The organism is Rhizobium sp. YAF28 (assembly GCF_052113285.1).
In the GTDB taxonomy this organism is placed as follows: Bacteria; Pseudomonadota; Alphaproteobacteria; order Rhizobiales; family Rhizobiaceae; genus Rhizobium.
Genome location: NZ_JBFRCX010000004.1, coordinates 365,459 through 388,165, shown reverse-complemented (window position 1 = coordinate 388,165; position 22,707 = coordinate 365,459). Strand labels below are relative to the sequence as shown.

General features: G+C 60.2%; 19 protein-coding genes. 8 read left to right on the top strand and 11 right to left on the bottom strand.

The window, feature by feature from the left end:
* Positions 1-23 precede the first annotated feature (23 nt).
* Both AB4Z13_RS11935 and galE read right to left on the bottom strand, forming a co-directional pair.
* Positions 24-1,979 (bottom strand): putative bifunctional diguanylate cyclase/phosphodiesterase, encoded by a 1,956-nt coding sequence (locus AB4Z13_RS11935; RefSeq protein ID WP_439014060.1) that lies wholly within the window; start codon positions 1,977-1,979, stop codon positions 24-26.
* Between the two features lie 109 nt (positions 1,980-2,088).
* Complete coding sequence (gene galE / locus AB4Z13_RS11930) at positions 2,089-3,123, bottom strand: UDP-glucose 4-epimerase GalE (RefSeq protein ID WP_439014059.1); 1,035 nt, start codon at positions 3,121-3,123, stop codon at positions 2,089-2,091.
* Between the two features lie 472 nt (positions 3,124-3,595).
* On the opposite strand from galE, the gene AB4Z13_RS11925 reads away from it, so the two are divergent.
* Entirely contained in the window at positions 3,596-4,276 is a 681-nt protein-coding gene (locus AB4Z13_RS11925; protein ID WP_439014058.1) for a Type 1 glutamine amidotransferase-like domain-containing protein, read from the top strand.
* Positions 4,277-4,375: 99 nt separating this feature from the next.
* On the opposite strand, the gene AB4Z13_RS11920 is transcribed toward AB4Z13_RS11925, so the two are convergent.
* Both AB4Z13_RS11920 and mscL read right to left on the bottom strand, forming a co-directional pair.
* A complete protein-coding gene (locus AB4Z13_RS11920) occupies positions 4,376-5,542 on the bottom strand; it encodes a pyridoxal phosphate-dependent aminotransferase (protein WP_439014057.1) in 1,167 nt (388 codons plus the stop codon).
* A gap of 122 nt (positions 5,543-5,664) precedes the next feature.
* On the bottom strand, positions 5,665-6,105 hold the full coding sequence (mscL, locus tag AB4Z13_RS11915; RefSeq protein WP_192728207.1) for a large conductance mechanosensitive channel protein MscL: 441 nt from the start codon (positions 6,103-6,105) through the stop codon (positions 5,665-5,667).
* A 220-nt stretch (positions 6,106-6,325) separates the two neighbouring features.
* On the opposite strand from mscL, the gene AB4Z13_RS11910 reads away from it, so the two are divergent.
* The gene (locus AB4Z13_RS11910) at positions 6,326-9,826 is read left to right on the top strand and encodes a hybrid sensor histidine kinase/response regulator (RefSeq protein ID WP_439014056.1); all 3,501 of its coding nucleotides are present in this window, start codon (positions 6,326-6,328) and stop codon (positions 9,824-9,826) included.
* A gap of 3 nt (positions 9,827-9,829) precedes the next feature.
* Here the strand turns inward: AB4Z13_RS11910 and AB4Z13_RS11905 are convergent, their stop codons facing one another.
* A complete protein-coding gene (locus AB4Z13_RS11905; protein WP_439014055.1) occupies positions 9,830-10,393 on the bottom strand; it encodes a TetR/AcrR family transcriptional regulator C-terminal ligand-binding domain-containing protein in 564 nt (187 codons plus the stop codon).
* A gap of 206 nt (positions 10,394-10,599) precedes the next feature.
* On the opposite strand from AB4Z13_RS11905, the gene AB4Z13_RS11900 reads away from it, so the two are divergent.
* Positions 10,600-11,787, top strand: coding sequence for an MFS transporter (locus AB4Z13_RS11900; RefSeq protein WP_439014054.1), 1,188 nt, complete (start codon positions 10,600-10,602; stop codon positions 11,785-11,787).
* 114 nt (positions 11,788-11,901) lie between these two features.
* Here the strand turns inward: AB4Z13_RS11900 and AB4Z13_RS11895 are convergent, their stop codons facing one another.
* On the bottom strand, positions 11,902-12,924 hold the full coding sequence (locus AB4Z13_RS11895) for an LLM class flavin-dependent oxidoreductase (protein ID WP_439014053.1): 1,023 nt from the start codon (positions 12,922-12,924) through the stop codon (positions 11,902-11,904).
* A 257-nt stretch (positions 12,925-13,181) separates the two neighbouring features.
* Between AB4Z13_RS11895 and AB4Z13_RS11890 the strand changes: the two genes are divergently transcribed.
* Positions 13,182-13,493 (top strand): ArsR/SmtB family transcription factor, encoded by a 312-nt coding sequence (locus tag AB4Z13_RS11890; protein ID WP_113323635.1) that lies wholly within the window; start codon positions 13,182-13,184, stop codon positions 13,491-13,493.
* Positions 13,494-13,573: 80 nt separating this feature from the next.
* Here AB4Z13_RS11890 and AB4Z13_RS11885 read toward each other — a convergent pair whose 3' ends face one another.
* The 5 genes from AB4Z13_RS11885 to AB4Z13_RS11865 form a co-directional block, all read right to left on the bottom strand.
* Positions 13,574-14,044, bottom strand: a complete 471-nt coding sequence (locus AB4Z13_RS11885) for an SRPBCC family protein (RefSeq protein ID WP_439014052.1) — start codon at positions 14,042-14,044, stop codon at positions 13,574-13,576.
* Positions 14,041-14,388 carry an ArsR/SmtB family transcription factor gene (locus AB4Z13_RS11880; RefSeq protein ID WP_439014051.1) on the bottom strand — a complete coding sequence of 116 codons (348 nt, stop codon included), beginning with the start codon at positions 14,386-14,388 and terminating at the stop codon, positions 14,041-14,043. Before AB4Z13_RS11880 ends, AB4Z13_RS11885 begins: the two co-directional genes overlap by 4 nt.
* Before the next feature lie 159 nt (positions 14,389-14,547).
* A complete protein-coding gene (locus AB4Z13_RS11875; RefSeq protein WP_439014050.1) occupies positions 14,548-16,761 on the bottom strand; it encodes a 3-hydroxyacyl-CoA dehydrogenase NAD-binding domain-containing protein in 2,214 nt (737 codons plus the stop codon).
* A 12-nt stretch (positions 16,762-16,773) separates the two neighbouring features.
* Positions 16,774-17,982 (bottom strand): acetyl-CoA C-acetyltransferase, encoded by a 1,209-nt coding sequence (locus tag AB4Z13_RS11870; protein WP_439014049.1) that lies wholly within the window; start codon positions 17,980-17,982, stop codon positions 16,774-16,776.
* Between the two features lie 100 nt (positions 17,983-18,082).
* Positions 18,083-19,876 carry an acyl-CoA dehydrogenase C-terminal domain-containing protein gene (locus AB4Z13_RS11865; RefSeq protein ID WP_439014048.1) on the bottom strand — a complete coding sequence of 598 codons (1,794 nt, stop codon included), beginning with the start codon at positions 19,874-19,876 and terminating at the stop codon, positions 18,083-18,085.
* Between the two features lie 234 nt (positions 19,877-20,110).
* Here AB4Z13_RS11865 and AB4Z13_RS11860 point away from each other — a divergent pair, with 234 nt between their 5' ends.
* The 4 genes from AB4Z13_RS11860 to AB4Z13_RS11845 all read left to right on the top strand — a co-directional run bounded on the left by AB4Z13_RS11860 (position 20,111) and on the right by AB4Z13_RS11845 (position 22,511).
* On the top strand, positions 20,111-20,500 hold the full coding sequence (locus AB4Z13_RS11860; protein ID WP_439014047.1) for a hypothetical protein: 390 nt from the start codon (positions 20,111-20,113) through the stop codon (positions 20,498-20,500).
* Positions 20,501-20,596: 96 nt separating this feature from the next.
* The gene (locus AB4Z13_RS11855; protein WP_439014046.1) at positions 20,597-21,280 is read left to right on the top strand and encodes a DNA-3-methyladenine glycosylase I; all 684 of its coding nucleotides are present in this window, start codon (positions 20,597-20,599) and stop codon (positions 21,278-21,280) included.
* Positions 21,281-21,356: 76 nt separating this feature from the next.
* On the top strand, positions 21,357-22,058 hold the full coding sequence (locus tag AB4Z13_RS11850) for an SDR family NAD(P)-dependent oxidoreductase (protein ID WP_439014045.1): 702 nt from the start codon (positions 21,357-21,359) through the stop codon (positions 22,056-22,058).
* 87 nt (positions 22,059-22,145) lie between these two features.
* A complete protein-coding gene (locus AB4Z13_RS11845) occupies positions 22,146-22,511 on the top strand; it encodes a VOC family protein (RefSeq protein WP_439014044.1) in 366 nt (121 codons plus the stop codon).
* Positions 22,512-22,707: the final 196 nt, after the last annotated feature.

The window sequence follows — 22,707 nt, the reverse complement described above, 5'->3', positions numbered from 1 at the left end:
GGTTCCAGTGGCTGGCTGATCAATCAGGCCGAGAGGGACTGCGAAACGGCAACATCACGCCGCAACGCGTAATCGATCGCCAGTTCCAGCGGGAGCGACCTCGAGAAATAATAGCCCTGCGCCAATCTTACGCCGATGCCTTTCAGCGACTCGGCCACATCCTCGCTTTCCACACCCTCGGCCACGGAGGCGATGCCGAGGTTCTGGCAGAGGTTGGCGACGGAGCGGGTGATGTTCATGCAGCGCGCGTCGCGGTCGAAATTCATCACAAAGGCCTTGTCTATCTTCAGCTTGTCGAAGGCCAGGCGGTGGATGTGGCTCAAGCTCGAATAGCCCGTGCCGAAATCGTCAAGCGCGATCGAGATGCCGGCAGCACGCAGCATGCCGATCACCTGATCGGCAGTGTCGAAGTCGGACAGGAGTGCCGTCTCGGTGATCTCGAACTCGATGCGTTTCGGATCGACGCCGGCGCGGCTGATCATCGCGAGCAATGCCATCGATGTCTCATGATCGCAGATGTCGCGGGCCGACAGGTTGAAGGAGACGCGCAGATGCGCCGGCATGATCTTCAGTGCGTCGAGCGCCTGGCCGAAGAGAATGCGTGTCATGCGGCCGATCACCGCCGTGCGTTCGGCGGCCGGAATGAAGGCATCCGGACTGATGCGGCCGAAGCGGGCGCTATCCCAGCGCGCAAGGGCCTCAAAACCGACGACGCGGCCGCTGCGCAGCTCCACGATCGGTTGATATTCGAGCTTCAACTCCTTGGCGAAATTGTCAGCCTGCAGCTCCAGCTCGATCAGATAGCGTTGCGTCAGGATCTTTTCGTGTTCCGGCGAAAAGAATTCCACGCCGCCGATGCGCTTGCTCTTGACCTGGTAGAGAGCGAAGTCCGCTTTCTCGTAGAGATCTTCGGCGGTGTACTCGCCCGCCTCAGGATAGACGATGCCGCAGGAACCGGAAACGCGCACCGAACCATCCGGAATCTCGAAAGGTTCGCGTACGGCCGCACAGAGCGCCACGCCGAGGTCAGAGACGCCCCTGAGCGTCATGTCGGAGGGGAAGATGATGCCGAATTCATCGCCGCCAAGGCGTGAGACGATACCCTGATCGCCCAACAGCGAGACGAAGCGGCGTGCTGTCTCCTTCAGCACGAGATCACCAGCCGCATGGCCGAAGACGTCATTGACCGGCTTGAAGCCATCAAGATCGACGATGCCGATGACAGGCGGTGAAGACGGATCCTTCAGCAGCATCTTTTCGAGCGACAGGAAGAAGCTGCGGCGATTGGCAAGGCCGGTCAACTGGTCCTGGAGCGCGTTACGGCTGTTGACGAGGTTCAGTTCCTCGGCTTCGGCCTGTTTCTGCTTGAGCTCTTCGGCAAGCCGCACTAGGTGCGCGAAATTCTGGAAGTAGCTGTTGATGACACGCAGGAAGGGCAGCACCAGGAACAAGCCGCTGACTGCCGTGGCCACAAAGACCGGGTTGCCGGAAAAGAGGAAGGTCACGATCATGGCTGTGAAAGTGATGACCGTGGTGATTGCCGCGGCGAGCGGCAGATGCATCAGGCAAAAGACGCAGGAAATGCCGGTTACGACCAGGAAATAGGCGATCTGGCCCTGCTGCGAGGCATCGCCATATTGATAGAGCGCGATAGCCCAGCCGCCGAAGCCGATCGTGAGGATCACCGCGCCGACCAGCGTCACCTTCATCAGCCGCAGTGCACGTTCCGGCGTGACGTTTTCCTTGCCTGATATCTCCCACCAGCAGAGGCGGAAGACGCAGACGATGCTGAGACCGACGGGGATGTAGAGCGAAAGCCAAAGAGGCGCCGACTTGATGTGGGTGATGGCGACAGCCAGCGCATTGATGACGAGGAGAACGTACAGAATCGGAATCTGCGATGACAAAGCTTCGAACTGTGCCACCAGAAACTTCGGATTATCTTTTTGCAGCCGTAGTGACGCGATGAAGTTCTTCATGATCCCTTTTCCCTTGGCGGAAACGAGCCAGAGAAAGCTTGATTATTCCTTATTCACGTAACGTCAGGCCACCCGCACTGCGCCGGGATGGTAAATGTTCGGTTGCATTTCAGAAAGAAGCCGCAGCCAGTGCGCGATGAATGCTGTGCAGATCGTCGACGCTCCTGTTCATCAGGAAGAGTTCCCAATCGAGCGAGCTGCGGACGATGGTTTCCAGCGAGTCGTGTTTCGGTGTCCAGTCCAGCACGCGACGGGCAAGGGTCGCATCGGCGACGACGCTCGCTGCGTCGCCCGGCCGGCGTGGCGCCATGTTGATCTTGAACGAGTGACCGTTCAAGCGGGTGACCATGTTCAACACATCGAGCACGGAATAGCCGTTGCCATAGCCGCAGTTGGCGACAAGTGGCCCGCTGCCCTGGCGCAAATGCTGGAGCGCCTTCAAATGCGCTGCCGTCAAATCGCTCACATGGATGTAGTCGCGCACACCGGTGCCGTCATGGGTCGGGTAGTCGAAGCCGTAGACGGCGATGCTGTCGCGCTTTCCGAGTGCGGCCTCACAGGCGACCTTGATGAGGTGGGTCGCACCCGAGGTCGACTGGCCGGTGCGCAGCTGCGGATCGGCGCCTGCAACGTTGAAATAACGCAGCGCCACATAGCTGAAGTCATAAGCGGCAGAGGCGTCACGAAGCATCATTTCAGTCATCAGCTTCGACTGGCCGTATGGATTTTCCGGATTGAGCGGCGCCGTCTCCTTCACGGGTACGGAGCCCTTCTGCTGACCGTAGACAGCGGCTGTCGACGAGAAGACGAAGTTACGGATGCCCGCCTTGATCGCAGCACTCAGCAGGGCGCGTGTCTTGCCGGAGTTGTTATCGTAGTAAGAAAGCGGGTCAGAGACCGAGACCGGCACGACGGCAGAGCCGGCGAAATGGATGATCGCCTCGATATCGTTTTCGATGAAGATCTTCTTCAGCACATCCGGACCGGCGACATCGCCGAGATAGAAGCGCGCGGCCGGCGCCACGGCCCAGCGAAAGCCGGTGGAGAGGTTGTCGAGCACGACGACATCTTCACCGACATCCAACAGCGTCCAAACCATGTGGCTGCCGATATATCCAGCCCCACCTGTCACCAGAACCGCCATGTCTGCATTCCCTGTTTTATCTTTTTCGGGAGCATCAGAACGGCTTTTTCCTTTCCGATTTTGTTATCAAACGGCCTCGGAAAGGCTTTGCGGCCGGTATGTTTTGAGATGTGGTTAGAGGCGGATTTCAGGTATTTCTACAATTTTATCGAACAGCCGGTTTTGGGACAAAACCGCCTTTTGCCACCCTTTTCCGAGCGCGTTGACAAGGCGTTCACGGCAAGTCAAAGTAGGTGCATGAACAACTTCGCGTTTCAGGCTATGATGATGGGCATGACGACCACCCTTTGCGGTGGGGGCGTCGGCTTGTGACCTGAAACTGTTCACTATACCCGACCCAACCCCGCCGGACACGCGCGGGGTTTTCTGTTTCTGCCCCGATGTCCGCCCCATGCAAAGGACTTCTCGTGGCACAAGATCTTCTCTCAATGCCGGTTCGTAACCCGCTTCTCCAAAACAGGGAGCGGCAGCGATGAGACTCTATCTGTCATCCTACCGGCTCGGCGCCAGCGCCTTCCGGCTGAGGAAACTTCTGAATGGCGGACGGCGCGCCGCCGTCATCCAGAACGCGCTGGACTTCATTCCGGCCGAGCCCCGGCGTGCCTACGAGGCCAATATCTACGATCCCAAGGAAGAACTTGCCGATTGGGGGATCGAGGCGGACGAACTGGATTTGCGAGACTATTTTGGGCAACCGCACGCGCTGAAAGAGGCGCTCGCCGGCTTCGACCTCGTCTGGGGCGTCGGCGGCAATGCCTTTCTTCTGCGGCGGGCCATGCGGCAGAGCGGCTTCGATCGCATCATCGGGGAATTGCTGCGCCAGGATGCGCTCGTCTATGGCGGCTTCAGCGCCGGGGCGGTCGTTGCAACGCCCTCGCTAAAGGGCATCGACATCATGGACGATCCGCAGCAGCTTGCACCGGATTACGACGAAGCAATCCTGTGGGACGGTCTCGGGCTCGTCGATTTCTCCATCGTCCCGCATTACCACTCTGACCATGATGAGGCCGAAGCTTCCGAAAAGACCGTCCACTTCCTTGAAGAAGCCGGCACGCCCTTTCAACCGCTGAGAGACGGCGAAGTCATCATCGTCGAGGGCCGGAATGTGACGCTGCTGCCAGTGCTACCGGAAGCGATGCGTCGCTCCGCCTAAAGCGTGCCGCGATCTTTCAGATTCGCTTGTCATGCTTTAGGCCTCTGTTTTTCGCATGTCGTTATCGCAAAACCGCTGCACACTTTTGCGCGACATGCTTTAGAGCTTCAGGATATAGTCGCAAAGCCGCTCAGCCGCGACTGTCACCTGCGCCGGATCGCGCAGGAAACAGGCGCGCAGAAAAAGCTCGCCGCCGGGTCCGAAGGCCGTGCCGGGGGCAAGGCCGACGCCGGTCTTGTCGACGATGTCGATCGCAGCCTTACGGCTGTCGGTAACGCCGTCGATCTTGAGGAAGGCGTAAAGCGCGCCATCGGGTTTCAGTGTTTCGACCCGATTGGTGGCGATCAGTGCATCGCAGAGGATATCGCGGGAGCGGGTTGCCTTGTCGATATTCGACTGCACGAAGGCGTCACCCTCGTTGAGGGCAGCGACTGCGCCCTTCTGCATGAACTGTGCGACGCCCGAGGTCGAATACTGGATCAGGTTTTCGAGCACCTGCCCGGTTTCCGGCGGGGCAACGATCCAGCCGACGCGCCAGCCGGTCATAGACCAATTCTTGGAGAAGGAGTTGACGAAGATGATCTTGTCGCCGGGCTCCATGACGTCGAGGAAAGACGGCGCGCGGCCACCAGCATAGAAATAACGCGCATAGATCTCATCGGCCATGATCCAGAGATCATGCTTGCGGGCCAACTTCAGGATATCCGCCAGATCCCTCTTCGTCGCGGTCCAGCCGGTCGGGTTTGATGGGGTATTGATGAAGAGGCCGCGGGTCCTCGGCGTGATCGCCGCTTCGATGCGATTGAGGTCGACAGCCCAGGTGCCGCCTTCGAACTGCAGCTCGACGCCGACCGAACGGGCGCCGGCGATTTCCAGGGCGGCAGCGATATTTGGCCAGGCCGGCGTAAGATAGACAAGTTCGTCGTCGGGCGAGGTCAGTGCCTGAACGGCGATCTGGATTGCCTGCATGCCTGAACCGGTGACGTAGAAATGCTCGACCGGAAGGCGGATGCCGAAATGCCTGAAGTAATAATCCGACAGCGCCTGGCGCAGTTCGGGAATGCCGCGCTGCCAGGTATAGAAGGTCTCGCCGGCGGCGAGCGCCTGCATGGCCGCCTGATTGATGAAATCGGGGGTGGGAAGATCGCCCTCACCGACCCAGAGCGGCAAGAGGCCCTCACGGCCACGGGCATAATTGACGACTTCGACGATCCCGCTTTCTGGCGCTGCAATGGCGCGCGGGCTGAGGCTGCTTACAATCGACATGCATATCTCCAGTTCACGCCTTCATAGCGGATTTGCGGACGCAAATCCTATGACAATGCGTGATGGCATATCGATTTTCGTGATGGATGAGCCCGGCCGGAGCGAACGGGCTTAGGACCGGATCAGACGGCTGGGCGCTTGGCGAGAAGATCGCGGATTTCAGTCAGCAGCGCGACATCGGCCGGCGGCGGCGGAACCTCTGCCGGCGCTTCCTTTTCCTTGCGCTCGACCTGCTCGCGCAGGATGTTCACAGCCTTGATCATCAGGAAAATGATCACGGCGAGGATGAGGAAATTGATGAGGACCGTGATGAAATTGCCGTACGCGAAAACGGCCCCGCGGCTACGGGCAAGTGCAAGGGTTGGCTGCCCAAAGGCCTCCTTCGACAGCGGAATGTAGTAGTTGGAGAAGTCGAAACCGCCGAAGATCGCACCGACGATCGGCATGATCATGTCTTCGACCAGCGACTTGACGATGCCGCCGAAGGCGCCGCCTATGATAACACCGACTGCGAGATCCATGACATTGCCGCGGGCGATGAAAGCTTTGAACTCATTGAGCATCCGATCTGTCTCCCCTTGATGCATTTTCAAAGACATGCCGTTGTTTTCATTAGCTACACCTTCATCTCAATTAATCAATCGGCAATTGGAAATATTCGGACACTGCCCCCATCCGCGTAGAACTTAAGACCAAGGCCGCGGGAATTTTCAAACTTGCTGAATTGCCCTAATCTCGGAACTGTTCCGGGAGGACGGCGGATAGTCCGCCGGCGGAGGGTCGATGCTTCCAGGCTGGGTCATATTTGCGTTTGCCTTGGGTTATCTTCTGCTGCTTTTCGCAGTAGCAAGCTACGGCGACCGCCGGAGCCGGAAATTCGGTGTGCCGGAAGGCGGTCGGCCGGTGGTCTATGCGCTCAGCCTGGCGATCTACTGCACCTCCTGGACCTATTTCGGCGGCGTCGGCCTTGCGGCTCATCATGGGCTGGAATTTGCCGGCATCTATATCGGGCCGATCCTCGTCTTCACACTCGGCATGCCGTTGCTGAAGCGCATCATCGAACTCGCCAAGGCCGAGAAGCTTACATCCGTCGCCGATTTCATTGCCGCGCGCTACGGCAAGAATTCCACTGTCGCAACCATCGTGGCGCTGATCTGCCTCATCGGCACCATCCCCTATATCGCGCTGCAGCTGAAATCCATTTCAGCGACGGTCACGGCCATGGTCAATCCGTCCGACTATGGCATCGGCAGCGGCAACCTCTACTTCCTCGACCTTCCACTGATCGTCACGCTGGTGCTTGCCTGCTTCGCGATCATGTTCGGCACCCGCCACACCGATGCGACGGAACATCAGGACGGGCTCATCCTCGCAGTATCGATGGAATCGATGGTGAAGCTGGTTGCTTTCCTGACGGCAGGCATCTGCGTTATCTGGTTCCTGTTCGACGGGCCAAGCGACCTGTGGCAGAAAGGATCGGAGAACGCTCTGGTCACCGCCGCACTCGACTATCAGACACCGCTCAGCCGATGGATCACGCTGACGCTGCTTTCGGCCTTCGCCATTATCATGCTGCCGCGCCAGTTCCATGTCACAGTCGTCGAAAACCGCACGGCAAAGCAGCTCCGGCTCGCGGGCTTTCTCTTCCCGCTTTATCTGATCGCCATCAATCTCTTCGTGCTGCCGGTTGCGATCGGCGGGCTGCTGACCTTCGGCGGCAACGGCAACGCAGACCTTTACGTGCTCTCTCTGCCGCTTGTGGGGCAAATGCCTGTTGTCTCGCTGATCACCTTCATCGGCGGATTTTCGGCGGCGACCGCCATGGTGATCGTCGATTCCGTGGCGCTTTCCATCATGGTGTCGAACGACATCGTCATGCCGTTCTTCCTGCGCCGGAAGCTCGCGGGCCTTGCGAGCCAGCGCGACGACTTCGCAAAAAGCCTGCTCAATATCCGCCGCAGCGCCATCTTCGCCGTGCTGCTGCTTGGCTACGCCTATTACCGTTCGACCGACAGCACGGCAGGGCTCGCCTCGATCGGCCTGCTCTCCTTTGCCGCCATCGCGCAGATTGCGCCCGCCCTCTTCGGCGGCATGATCTGGCGGCGGGCGAATGCGCGCGGCGCCATCCTCGGCCTCTCGTCCGGCTTCATCATCTGGGTCTACCTGCTGTTCCTGCCCTCATTCGGAGGCCCGGATTATTCCTATGTAGCGAGCAGTTTCCTCGGCTTCATCTTTCCCGGTACAACGCTCTTCACCGGCCCGGATGCCGATCCGCTCGTCAATGCGACGGCAATGAGCCTGCTCGTCAATACCGCCACTTTCATCGTCGGCTCGTTGACGCGCAACGCCAAGCCGCTGGAACGCATCCAGGCCGGCATCTTCGTCAAGCGGCATTCGCGCTCGCAATTTGCCACGCGGGGCTGGAAGACCCGCATCAGCGTCGGAGATCTCAAGACGGCGATCGCCCGCTATCTCGGCGAGGAGCGCATGCAGCGCTCGCTTGCGACTTACGAGCAGACGTCAGGACGCAAGCTGGAGGACGACCAGCCGGCGGATATGGCGCTCATCCATTTCACCGAGCAGCTTCTCGGCAGCGCTATCGGCTCCTCCTCGGCTCGGCTCGTGCTGTCGTTGATCCTGCAAAAAATCGAGGATGCTTCCTCGGACACGGCCTGGCTGCTCGATCAGGCGAGCGAAGCACTTCAATATAATCAGGACATGCTGCAGACGGCGCTCTCGCAGATGGATCAGGGCATTGCCGTCTTCGACAGTTCCAATCGGCTGACGATCTGGAATCGCCGCTTCCGGCAATTGCTGGACTTGCCGGAAAATGCCGGCCAGGTGGGTTTTCCGCTATCGGAAATCGTCAGTATCCTCAGCCAGCGCGGCGATATCGCGCCGGGCGACCAGGGCCAAGCGGTGCGGCATTTCCTGACGCTCGACAAGCCCTTCCCGCTGGTGCTCGGCGGCGGCGAGCGCATCATCGAAGTGCGTTCCAACGCCATGCCGGACAAGGGCATCGTCGCGACCTTCACCGACATCACCCAGCGTGTGGCCGCCGACCGGGCGCTGAAACAGGCAAACGAGACGCTGGAGCAGCGTGTCGTCGAGCGCACCGCGGAACTGACCCGCGTCAACAAGGAGCTCGCGGAGGCGCGTGCAGCGGCCGAGGAGGCCAATATCGGTAAGACGCGCTTCTTTGCTGCCGCCGGCCACGATATTCTGCAGCCACTCAATGCGGCCCGGCTCTATTCTTCCGCGCTCGTCGAACGCATGGCGCAATCGGAAAACAGCCCGATCGTGCGCAATATCGATTCCGCGCTGGAATCGGTCGAATCCATTCTCGGCGCCGTGCTCGATATTTCCCGGCTGGATACCGGCGCCATGCGCCCGCGGCTGGCTTCCGTGCCGCTTTCAGATCTACTCGAGCGCATTGAGACCGATTTTGCACCGATCGCCCGCGAGAAGAAACTGAAGCTCAAGGTCATGCCGACCTCGCTGCGGGTGCGCTCCGATCCGAACCTGCTGCGCCGTCTCGTACAGAACCTCGTTTCCAATGCCATCAAATATACTGTCAGCGGCAAGGTGCTGGTCGGGGTAAGACGACGTGGCAATCAAGTGATGATCCAGGTGATGGATTCCGGCATCGGCATACCGCCTTCGAAATTCCGGACAGTGTTCAAGGAATTCGCGCGGCTGGATGAGGGTGCCAAGACCGCATCGGGCCTCGGGCTCGGCCTCTCCATCGTCGACCGCATCGCCCGCGTGCTCAATCACAAGGTCGAGCTTCATTCAACGCATGGCAAGGGCACGGAATTCCGCATTCTCATGCCGCTCGATATCTCGAAGAGCGCGGACGCAGCAACAGCCGTCGTTCCCGTCGACCGCACGGCCCAGCCGCTAAAAGGATTGCGCATCCTCTGCATCGACAACGAAACCAAGATCCTCGAAGGCATGCGGCTGCTGATCGACGGATGGGGCTGCGATACGCAGGCGGCGGATTCGCTTTCCGTTGTCCAGGCGCTCTCGATGCGTCAGCCGCCCGATCTTGTCATTGCCGACTATCATCTTGCCGACGGGACCGGGGTCGAAGCGATCCGGCATCTGCGGCAGCATTTCGGTGTCGATATTCCGGCCTTGCTCGTCACTGCCGACAGGACGCCGGAGGTGCGCGCCGAGGCGGAGAAGCATGGCATTGCCGTTCAGCACAAGCCGGTGCGGCCGGCGGCACTTCGCGCCTATATCACCCAGATTTCCGGCCTGAAGCGCACCGCCGCGGAGTGAAGATCAGGCTGCCTTGCGCCGGCCGAAGACGTGGCCGACAAGCTCCTGGACGGGGGCGGCGGTCGGGGCATCGCCGAACAGGATACGGTACATGATGGGGGCGACTACGCGATCCATCACTGCATCGACATCGGGGAACGCCTCGCCCCTCTCCTTCGCCCGACCGGCAATCGCCTCGATCTGCTGACGGGTGAAGTTGCAACATTTGTTGGCATTGTCGCCGGTCTGGGCGGAGAGCACATCGCGGATATATTCACGGCCAGGACCGGAAGACATTTCTTCGGCATATTGCTCGGCCCAGGCCTCCAGATCACCGGCGCCGGTACCGGTATCGGCCGGCTCCATATCGGGGCGCAGGCGCTCCACCGCAACGTCGGCCAGCAATTCCTGCAGGTCACCCCAGCGGCGATAGATGGTGGAAGGCGTCACGCCTGCACGCGCAGCGATCAGCGGCACGGTGATCTCTGCACGGCTCATCTCTACGAGGAGGTCACGCACCGCGGCATGCACGGAAGCCTGGACACGCGCGCTTCTGCCACCCGGACGGATATTCTCTTTCACTGCCATTTCGAACCAACCTTATCCGCCTGAAGTGTGCTGCGATCTTTCAGATTCGCCTAGCACGCTTCAGGCCCTTTTTACGCAATTCCGGGTGCAAAACCGCGGCCAACAGTTCAGAAACTTTCATGCACTCATAAACGCAAATTATTTGCTTTTAGGCCTTACATCTCCTAGATAGAGCTAACGCAATAACTTAGCCTTAAGGAGCTTATATGGTCGCCGCTTCCGAATCCATCAAGAATTCGTCGCCCATGGGCTTCCACGCTCTGACGCTTGCGATCTTCTTCGGCGCATCAGCAGCGCCGACGCCTCTCTATCGTATCTATCAGGAGAGCTTTGCCGTTTCTCCCATCCTGATCACCGTGATCTTCGCAGTCTACGCCTTCGCACTGCTCGCAGCCCTGCTGATTGCCGGCTCCATCTCCGATCATCTCGGACGGCGGCCCGTCATTTTCGGCGCACTGGTGCTCGAAATCATCGCCATGGCGCTGTTTTCCATTGCCAGCGGGCCGGAATGGCTGATCGCAGCTCGTATCGTACAGGGGCTTGCGACCGGCATCGCCGGCGCTTCGCTGGGTGCCGCCCTTGTCGATATCGACCGGGCAAAGGGGCAGATCGTCAACTCGCTCGCACCGCTTTCCGGCATGGCGATCGGCGCCATCGGCACCAGCGCGCTGATCCAGTATGGACCCGAGCCGCTGCATCTCGTCTATGCCCTGCTGCTTGCTGCCTTTGCCGTGCAGGCCGTTGCGCTGTGGCTGACGCGAGAGACAGGCGGCACGCGGCCCGGTGTCTTCAACTCGCTGAAGCCGACGATTTTCATTCCGCAGCAGGTGAAGAAGCCGCTGTCGCTGGTGACGCCGATCAATATCGCCAACTGGACGCTCGGCGGCTTCTACCTGTCGCTTGTGCCATCCCTGGTCGCTTCGACCACCGGCAGCCGCGCGCCGCTGACGGGTGGCGCGGTCGTGGCAGCGCTGATGCTGTCGGGCGCAATCGCCGTCTTCCTGCGCCGCAACCGCAGCCCGAAAGCCAATCTCATCTTCGGAGTCGCCTCCCAAACATTGGGCATCGCAACGGTCGTCGCAGGCGTGCATCTTGCCAATGTGCCGCTACTGCTCGTCGGCACGCTTTTGACGGGCGCCGGTTTCGGCACCAATTTCCTCGGCTCAATCGGCACGATCATGCCACTTGCCAAGCCGGAAGAACGGGCCGGCCTGCTTTCGGCCTTCTATATTCAGAGCTATCTCGCCTTCAGCCTGCCGGCAATCCTTGCCGGCTTCCTCGTCAAGTCAATCGGCTACGGCATGACCACAGACATCTACGCAACCGCCATCGTCCTCGTCAGCCTTGCCGGGCTGATGGTGATGCGCGCGACAAAGGAGGCGGCGACGGCTTAAGGCGTGTCGCGATCCTTCAGATCTGCCACGCTTTAAGCTCTTGTTTTCGCAAGTCGCTATCGCAAGATCGCGCACATTTTTGCGCGACATGCTATATGCCATCGCAGGATGCGATCAGCGCCAGCCGAGTGCCGGCGCGACGTATTTCAGGATCGATTCGATGACGTGGGCATTGTATTCCACGCCGAGCTGGTTGGGGACGGTAAGCAGGAGCGTATCGGCCTCGGCGATCGCCTCGTCCTTCTTAAGCTCCTCAATGAGAGCATCGGGCTCGGCGGCATAGGAACGGCCGAAGATTGCCCTCGTATTCTCGTCGATGAAACCGACCTTGTCCTGCCCTTCATTGCCATAGCCGAAATAGGAGCGGTCGCGATCGTTCACCAGCGCGAAGATGCTGCGGCTCACGGAAACGCGCGGCTCACGCTGATGGCCGGCTTCCTTCCAGGCCTCGCGATAAGCACGGATCTGCTTGGCCTGCTGGATATGGAAGGCTTCGCCCGTCTCGTCATCCTTCAGCGTCGAACTCTGCAGGTTCATGCCAAGCTTGGCGGCCCAGACTGCCGTAGCGTTCGAGCCTGCGCCCCACCAGATGCGCTCACGCAGACCAGCCGAATGCGGCTCGAGCCGCAGCAGGCCGGGGGGATTGGGGAACATCGGCCGCGGATTGGGCTCGGCGAAGCCTTCGCCCCGCAACACTTCCAGGAAGACCTCGGCATGGCGGCGGCCCATATCGGCATCGCTCTGGCCTTCCGGCGGGTTGTAGCCGAAATAGCGCCAGCCATCGATGACCTGCTCGGGCGAGCCGCGGCTGATGCCCAGCTGCAGGCGTCCGCGGGAAATCAGATCGGCCGCGCCGGCGTCTTCCGCCATGTAAAGCGGATTTTCGTAGCGCATGTCGATGACGGCCGTGCCGATCTCGATGCGGCTCGTCCGAGCGCCGACGGCCGCGAGCAGCGGGTATGGCGAAGCAAGCTGACGAGCAAAATGATGGACGCGGAAATAGGCGCCGTCAGCGCCAAGTTCTTCAGCGGCGACAGCGAGATCGATCGACTGCAGCAGCGTATCGCCTGCCGAGCGCGTCTGGGATTGCGGCGAGGGCGTCCAATGCCCGAACGAGAGAAAACCGATCTTCTTCATGATTCCATCGCTTAAACTGAAGTGTGCCCTGCACGCTTCTTGTCATGATTCCTGACAGGCATATAGGCGCTCGCAGGAGATTTCTGAACCGGATGACTGATCAAATGCGAATTCGGCGCCGCGCAGTTGCAGCACAGAACGCGGTCTATCGGGAAACCTCGCAAAAGCAGGGGAAAAATTTGTTCCCGGCCATACTCTTAAGACAATTCTTAATTAGTCATATAAATTGCCGTCCGCTAAATTGTGAAGGGAAAGCAATGAATACAGATAGTTTTGAAAAGAAAGCCGACCTGCTGCTGGTCATGGCGAACGCCCATCGACTGCGGATGCTGAAGACGCTTGCCGAGCGCGAGGTGGCGGTCAACAACCTCGCCGATATTATCGGAATCAGCCAATCGGCACTCTCCCAACACCTCGCCAAGCTCCGCAGCAGAGACCTCGTCAAGACGCGACGCGATGCGCAGACGATCTACTACTCGGTCAAATCCGAGAAGGTCCATGTGATCCTTGAGATGCTGAGCGAAATGTTCGACGAGGGCCAGACAACGGATCGCCGGCTGGCGGGTTAGGAGACTTCGTATCGCCTGGATTCCCCACCGTCACCGGTTAACTGCTCTAGCCTGGCTGCTACGCCGGGCATGAACATTCTTTATTTCTCCACGAGCTTCGCCAGTTGCTCGGCGACCGTGCCCCAGCCGTCGTAGAAGCCCAACTCCACATGCGTGTTGCGGGTGTCCTTGTCCTTATGCATGACGAGGGCGTTGTAATCGGTGCCTTCGGGATGGTCGGCGAAGGTGATGATGGCTGTCATGAAAGGGGTCGGCGCGGGGCGCCAGCCGCCGAGGAGCGCATTGGTGAAGACGATGCGACGGCCATCCTGAATATCCAGATAGCAGGCGCTGAGATGGTGTTGGAAGGGACCGCCATCCTCGCTCATCTCGGTCACGAGGGCGCCGCCGGGTTTGACTTCCATGGCGGCGACACGGCAGAGCGCCGGCGCTGGGATCCACCATTTTTCGAATCTTGCCGGTGAGGTCCAGGCGCTCCAGACGGCAGCCGGCGGGGCCTTGATGACGCGCGAAATGGTCAGATCGAGATCGGGATTCACATTGATACTCATTGGGATTTCTCCTCCTCGGATTGCGTGGCGGTGACGAAAGCTTCGAGCCTGTCCGTGCGGGCTTCCCAGATGGCGCGCTGAGCCGAAAGCCAGCCGTCGACCATCGCGAAACGCTTCTTTTCCAGCGTGCAGGTGCGCACGCGGCCCTGCTTTCTCGTTTCGATCAGGCCTGTCTCTTCCAGAAGGTGGATGTGTTTCATGAAGGACGGCAAGGCCATGTCGAAAGGCTTTGCAAGGTCGCTGATGCTGGCTGGGCCGGTGCCTAAACGACCGATGACGGCGCGGCGCGTGGGATCGGCCAATGCCAGGAAGATGCTGTCGAGTTGATGTGAATGGTAATCCATAAGGCTAAGTATCAGGATCTGATACTTAGCGCAAGGGCTAAGTGTTTTGAATTGGCTGTTCGCGCGCTTGCAGCAGGATTCTCCGCTCAAGCCCAGCCAGAGATGGAGGGAATGTCAGAGCGGCGCCCGCGGCCCTTACGAGCCGCGGCGCCTCACCAATTATGCAGCCTTATCAGTTGCCGGATAGGGATCGAAGCGGCTGTAGAAGGTTTCGCCCTTGGCAGCCATTTCCTTCAAGAGCGGCGTCGGCTTGAAGTGGTCGCCATAGGTGGAGGCCAGCTTTTCGGCGAGTTCCACGAAAGCCTTTACACCCATGCCGTCGATGTAGCTCAGCGCGCCGCCGGTATAGGGCGCAAAGCCGAAACCGAGGATGGAGCCGACGTCGGCTTCGCGGGGATCGGTGACAATTCCCTCTTCCATGGTGCGGGCGGCTTCGAGCGCGATCGTGACCAGGAAGCGCTGCTTCAGGGTATTGACGTCGATCTCATCCGCCGGCTTCTGCGGATAGAGGGTCTTCAGCTCCGGCCAGAGGAATTTCTTGGCGGGCTTGGTCGGATACTCATAGAAACCCTTGCCGTTCTTGCGGCCACGGCGGTCGAGCTCGTCCACCAGCTTATTGATGAGCGCAAGGTGACGTTCGTCGACGGCCGTGGGGCCGAGATCGGCGACCGTTGCCTTGAGGATCTTCTGCGAGAGATCGATCGCTACTTCATCATTCAGCGACAGCGGGCCGACCGGCATGCCGGCCATCTTGGCGGCATTCTCGATCATCGCCGCCGGTACGCCTTCGATCAGCATGTCATAGGCTTCGTGGATATAGCGGAAGACGCAGCGATTGACGAAGAAGCCCCTGACATCGTTGACGACGATGGGCGTCTTCTTGATGGCGGCAACATAGTCCAGGGCCACGGCGAGCGCCCGGTCACCGGTGCTCTTGCCGAGGATGACCTCTGTCAGCATCATCTTTTCGACCGGCGAGAAGAAATGCACGCCGATGAACTGGTCCGGGCGTTTCGAATTTTCGGCAAGGCCCGTGATCGGCAGAGTCGAGGTGTTGGAGGCAAAGATCGTCGCTTCCGGGATGACGGCTTCCACCTGTTCGATGACCGCCTTCTTGACGGCGCGGTCCTCGAAAACGGCTTCGATGACGAGATCGGCATCTTTCAAATCGGCGTAGTCGGCGGAGGGTGTGAGGCGGGCGAGAAGTGCTGCACCCTCTTCCTGCGTAAGACGGCCCTTACCGACGGAATCCTTGACGAGGCCTTCGCCAACGCCCCTGCCCTTTGTGGCAGCCTCGATATCGCGGTCGATCAGCACGACTTCGAAACCAGCGGCGGCCGTGACATAGGCGATGGAGGCGCCCATGAAGCCGGCGCCGACGACGCCGACCTTCTTGAGTTCTGTCTTCGGCACACCGGCCGGGCGGCGGGCGCCCTTGTTGAGCTCCTGCATGGAGATGAAGAGCGAACGGATCATAGAGAAGGCTTCGGTGGTCTGCAGCACCTGCGTGAAATAACGCTGCTCGATCTTCAGCGCCGTATCGAAGGGAACCTGCAGGCCTTCATAGACGCATTTCAGGATGGCGAGCGCGCCGGGATAATTGCCTGATGTTTCGCGGCGCAAGATCGCCGGCGCTGCCGGCCAGAGCTGGGCTGCGGCGGGCGTCCAGATGCCGCCGCCGGGCACCTTGAAGCCCTTTTCGTCCCAGGGGGCGACGGGCTTCAGGCCGTCCTTGATCATCTGCTTGGCGGCCGGAATGAGCTGATCCGGATCGACCACCTGATGGACGAGGTTCATGGCCTTGGCGCGCGAGGCGTTCAGCGACTGGCCCGTCGTCATCATCTGCAAGGCGGACTGGGCATCGGTCAGCCGCGAGATGCGCTGTGTGCCGCCGGCGCCTGGGAAAATGCCGACCTTGACTTCCGGCAGGGCGATCTTGACGCTCTTGGCATTGGAAGCGACGCGGCCGTGGCAGGCGAGCGACATTTCCAGCGCGCCGCCCATGCAAGTGCCGTTGATGGCGGAAACCCAGGGCTTGCCGCAGGTTTCGAGCTTGCGGAACAGGCCGGTCATGCGGCCGACCAGATCGAAGAGTTTCTGTGCCGCACCGTCAGGATTTGCGGCTTTCTCCTGCTGGTAGAGTGTGAACATGGACTTGATCATCGAGAGATCGGCACCGCCCGAGAAGGAGGACTTGCCCGAGGTGATGACCACGCCCTTGACGGCGCTGTCGGCGACCGTCGCATCGATGATGGCATCGAGCTCGTTCATCACCTCTTCGGTGAAGACGTTCATCGACTTGCCGGGCATGTCCCAGGTGACCAGGGCAATACCGTCCGCATCGGTCTCGACGGTGAAGTTGGTGTAGCTCATCGTCTCTCTCCCTTAAACGCGTTCGATGATGGTTGCCGTGCCCATGCCGGCGCCAATGCAGAGGGTCACCAGCGCGGTGTTGAGATCGCGGCGCTCCAGTTCGTCCAGCACGGTGCCGAGGATCATGGCGCCGGTCGCGCCGAGCGGATGGCCCATGGCGATCGCGCCGCCATTGACGTTGATCTGGTCGTGCGGGATGTCGAAGGCCTGCATGTAGCGCAGCACGACGGCGGCGAAGGCTTCGTTCAATTCGAAGAGGTCAATGTCGGCAAGCGTCATGCCCGTGCGCTTCAGGAGCTTTTCGGTGACATCAACCGGGCCGGTCAGCATCAGAGCCGGGTCGGAGCCGATATTGGCGAAGGCTTTGATGCGGGCGCGGGGCTTCAGGCCCATGCTCTCGCCACCGGCTTTAGAGCCGAGGAGGACGGCAGCGGCGCCATCGACGATGCCGGAGGAATTGCCGGCATGGTGGACATAGTTGACGCGCTCGACTTCCGGATGGGCCTGGATGGCGACAGCCTCGAAGCCGCCCATTTCGCCGGGCATCTGGAAGGAGGGATTGAGGGAGGCGAGCGCCTGCATGTCGGTGCCGGGGCGCATGTGCTCGTCATGAGCGAGGATGGTCAGGCCGTTCTGATCCTTTACCGGGATGACGGAATTCTTGAACCAGCCGTTGTTCCAGGCGTTTGCCGCGCGCTTCTGGCTTTCGACGGCATAGGCGTCGACGTCGTCACGGGAGAAGCCGTATTTGGTGGCAATGAGATCGGCCGAAACGCCCTGTGGCATGAAATAGGCCGGGAAATTGACGGAGGGATCCATGAACCAGGCACCACCGGACATGCCGAGGCCGACGCGGGACATGCTTTCGACGCCGCCGGCGATGACGATATCGTCAGCGCCCTGCGCGATCTTGCCGGCGCCGAAATTCACGGCATCGAGGCCGGAGGCGCAGAAGCGGGAGATCTGCATGCCGGGCGCCTTCGTCGAATAACCGGCCTCGAAGGCGGCAGCCTTTGGGATGACGGCGCCGGCATCCATGACCGGGTCGACACAGCCCATGATGATATCGTCGACCGTTTCCGTATTCAGGCCGTTGCGGTCGCGGATCGCCTCCAGCGTCTTTGCCGTGAGACGGACGGAGGGCACTTCGTGGAGTGAGCCATCCTTCTTGCCGCGACCGCGGGGCGTGCGGACGTGGTCGTAAATGAAAACCTCGGTCATTGTCTCATCTCCCTGGCGGCAATCTGTCTTGCCTCAAATCTTGGAAGGAGGAGAAAAGACCCCTCCCCAGCCCTCCCCACAACGGGGAGGGAGAAATGACTCAAAACGCTTCGGCGGCGAGTTCCATCATCGTGTCGGCGCCGGTTTCGATGCGGGCCTTGCGCAATGCGGTTTCCGGCATCACGCGCTCCATGAAGAATTTCGCCGTGATCAGCTTGTTCTTCAGATAGTCCTCCCTGGCATCGCCGGCGGCAAGACGCTCGTTGGCGGCTTTTGCCATGCGCGCCCACATATAACCGAGAACGACAAGGCCGAAGAGGTGCATGTAATCGGTGGAACCGGCACCGGCATTGTCGGGCTTGGCCATGGCGTTCTGCATGAACCACATGGTCGCGCCCTGCACGTCGTTCAAGCCCTTTTTCAGGTGCTTGGTGAAGAAGCCGAGTTGCTCGTCATTACGATTTTCTTCGCAGAAATCGCCGATCTCCTTGAAGAGCGCCATGGCCGCGCGGCCGCCGTTCAGCGCCAGCTTGCGACCGACGAGATCGAGTGCCTGGATACCGTTGGCGCCTTCATAGATCATGGCGATGCGGGCATCGCGCACATACTGGCTCATGCCGTGCTCTTCGATATAGCCGTGACCGCCGAAGACCTGCTGGGCCATGACGGCATGATCGAAGCCCTTGTCGGTCATCACGCCCTTCAGGATCGGGGTGACGAGGCCGAGAATATCGTCGGCCGTCTGGCGCTCCTTCTCGTCGGTGGCGCGATGGGCGATATCAGACTTGAGCGCGGTCCAGAGCAGGAAGGCGCGGCCGGCTTCATTGAAGGCGCGGATGGTCATCAGCGAGCGGCGGATATCGGGATGGACGATGATCGGATCGGCCTTCTTGTCCGGCGCCTTCACGCCTGACAGCGAGCGGCCCTGGATACGATCGCGGGCATAATTGGCGGCGTTCTGATAGGCGATCTCGGAAATGGCGATGCCCTGTAGGCCGACCATCAGGCGGGCCTCGTTCATCATCACGAACATGGCGTTGAGGCCGCGGTTTTCGGCGCCGATCAGGAAGCCGGTCGCCTCGTCGTAGTTCATGACGCAGGTGGCGTTGCCGTGGATGCCCATCTTGTGTTCGATGGCACCGCAGGAGACGGCGTTGCGGGCGCCCGGCGCGCCGTCCTTGCCGACGAGGAACTTCGGGACGATGAAAAGCGAGATGCCCTTGGTGCCCTCAGGCGCGCCTTCGATGCGGGCCAGCACCAGGTGGATGATGTTGTCGGCCAGGTCATGCTCGCCGGCGGAGATGAAGATCTTCTGGCCTGATATCCTGTAGCTGCCATCAGCCTGCGGCACTGCCTTGGTGCGCAGCATACCGAGATCGGTGCCACAATGCGGCTCGGTGAGGTTCATGGTGCCGGACCAGCTGCCGTCCACCATCTTCGGCAAGTAGGTGCTCTTCTGCTCGTCGGTGCCGTGGACGAGGATCGCAGCGATAGCGCCCTGCGTCAGACCCGGATACATCATCAGCGACATATTGGCGGCCGAGGTATATTCGCCGACGGCGGTATGCAGCGTATAGGGAAGCCCCTGCCCGCCGAATTCCTCCGGCACCGCAAGGCCGATCCAGCCCCCTTCGCGATAGGCTTTATAGGCCTCCTTGAAGCCCTTCGGCGTAGAGACGCTGGCATCGTCGTGGCGAGTGCAGCCTTCCTGATCGCCGGAATAATTCAGCGGAAAAAGAGCTTCCTCGGCAACCCTTCCGGCCTCGCCGAGGATCGCTTCGATCATATCGGGTGTCGCATCGGCAAAACCCGGCAGATTATTATAGCGCTCGAGACCCAGCACGTCGTTCAGCACGAAGAGCGTGTCGTTCACCGGGGCCTTGTAGACTGGCATCGTTCGAATTCCTCCAATTCGGCAACCGGATCGCTCCGGTCTCGAGACTCTCTTACAAAATATTGACGTTTGCGTAAACGTCAAATTCTTCATATGCGCGATTTTGTGAAGTGTGTGGAGAGGGGCAACCATGCAGCGCCATTACCGCTTCAGCGGGAATAGTCCGTTGCTTCTCCGGCTAAGCGCGCTACACTTAATCTTGTGACTTTGGAGAAGCCTGGGAGGAGCTGTTTCATGAAGAGAGCGTGGCCTGCGGAGTTCAATTCCATTTTCGATACGGCGGAGGAAGTGACCATCGAGCCCATAACAGTCGAGCCGGTCAACGGCGAACGGCTTGTTGCGCATGACGAGCCTCCGGTTCCGCGCAAGGCGCTGAGAGTGCGTATTCCCATGGAAACCTACGAACGCATCTGGCCGCTGGCAGAGATGCGGTTCCGGCCGGGCGAAGGTCCCTACGCCGGCAAGGCGGTGACACTGATCGCCACCAACCCCCACTATCATCCCTGGCACCCTGCCGATGGCGGCAGCGAGGAGAAAGTCAGCGATAGCGGACGGCATTACAAGATCGATTATCTGATCGTGCATTTCCTCTTAGATGAGGTGCGCGAAACCGTAGCAGCCTGAGCATGGATCTCACGGCTTGAAGGTCCAAACCGCTTGAAGGCAGGACAGCTCCCGGAATAGGCTTGCGCAAGCAAAGTCCATTCGGGGAGCCAAGCCTTGAGCGATTTCGATATCATCCGCCAGCGCGCCGAGCAAAGAAAAGGCGGAGCCGATGCGCTGAAAGCGATGCTGCCGGCCATGCCTGATCATGAGGCGCTGCGCGCGCTGCCCGATGACCGCATTCTTTCGCAGATGACCCGGCGCATCTTCTACAGCGGCTTCGTGCACAAGGTCATCGACAATAAATGGCAGGGCTTCGAAGAAGCTTTCGATGGCTTCGATCCTGCCGCCCTCAACATCGCTCCCGACGAATTTTGGCATGATCTGACTGGTGATGACCGCATCGTCAAGAACGGCGCGAAGATCATGTCGGTACGCGCCAATGCGGCCTTCGTGCGCGAGCTTGCGAACGAGGCCGGCAGCGCCGGCGCCTTCTTCGCCGATTGGCCGCGTGAGGATCATATCGGCCTGCTCGAATTGCTCACCAAGCGCGGCAGCCGGCTGGGTGGAGCCACGGGTCAATATTTCCTGCGCGGCATCGGCCGCGACAGCTTCATCATGACATCAGATGTGCTCGCCTGCCTGAGGGATGCGGGCGTGCCGCTTTCGCCATCCGGGACCGGCAAGAAGGATCAGCAGTTGATCCAGCAGACGTTCAACCGCTGGGCCAATGAAACGGGGCTGCCGCTCGCCTATCTCTCGCGCATCTGCGGGCTTTCGATCGACGCGCCGGAAGCGTGAAAATTTCCGCCCGACGGTTTTTTTAAAGGCCGGGGCTGCCTACCTCTCTCGAAAGGTTCATCCGAAGGAGAAGATCATGGCCGAGTTTCCCTATCGCAGCGCGCTGATTGTCGGCGCCGGTTCCGGCATCAGCGGCTCGCTCGCCCGCAAGCTTTCAGACCGCGGTGTGAAGGTTGGTCTTGCAGCACGCAATATCGGCAAGCTCGGGCCGCTGCTCGACGAAACCGGAGCCAAGGCCTTCGCCACCGATGCCGCACAACCGGCGGCGGTTTCGGCGCTGTTCGAGCGCGTGGATGCAGAGATCGGCGAGCCTGATATCGTGATCTATAATGCCAGCGGCCGGGTGCGCGGGCAGATCGCCGAGCTCGATCCTACCGATGTGGAACAGGCGATCGCGACCAGTGCCTTCGGCGGCTTCCTCGTAACCCAGCAGGCGGCAAAACGCATGATCCCGCGGGGACGTGGCGCGATCCTGCTGACGGGGGCGACGGCCAGCATCAAGGGCTATGCGCAATCGGCGCCCTTTGCCATGGGAAAATTCGCCCTGCGCGGCCTGGCGCAAAGTGCCGCCCGCGAGCTTGGGCCGCTGGGCATCCATGTGGCGCATTTCATTATCGACGGCGCTGTGCGATCGACCACCAGACCCGACCGCGAAGACAAGCCTGATGGCACGCTTTCGCCTGATGCGATCGCGCAATCCTACATCGATGTGCTGCTGCAACACCGCAGCGCCTGGTCGCAAGAAGTGGAACTGCGGCCCTGGACGGAGAGCTTCTGATCCGGCCGGTTACGAAGCGGTATATTTACTTCTCCGCAAGCATGGAAACCAGTAAGATCAGGCCGGCTTTGATAGCTGGAGGGAACGATGCCGCGCCTGGACCATGTCACGATCGATACCCGCAATGCGCCGGTCATGATCAGCTTTCTGGAGAGCATTCTCGGTGTGAAGGAAGGCTACCGACCACCCTTCCCTACATCCGGCCACTGGCTCTATCTGGATGACAAGCCAGTCATCCATCTGAGCCTTACTTCACGCACAGCTGACTTTCCGCCCGGCATCCTCAACCATGTGGCCTTCAGCCTCTTCGAATTCGAACCGGCGCTCGCTCGCATCAAGGCGAGCGGCTATCGCTATGAATATCTCGACATTCCGGATACCGAGCTCGGCCAAGTCTTCGTCTATGGGCCAGAGGGCGTGAAGATCGAGCTACAGTACAAGCGGCCGATCTGAAGATTCCCGCGCTCCAAACTGGCCCGAAAAGGGCAAAAGTTAAAAAATTCTCATCCGGGTTAACGAGTTCTTTACCACGTTTCGTAAAAGGTGCGCGGTGAGCATTGGCGATCTGCATTCCTTTTCTTTGTCTCGCGTTTCAGGAGTGCCGCCAAAAAGTCTATCCAGCTTGAGGAAAGTCTAATTGACTATTTCC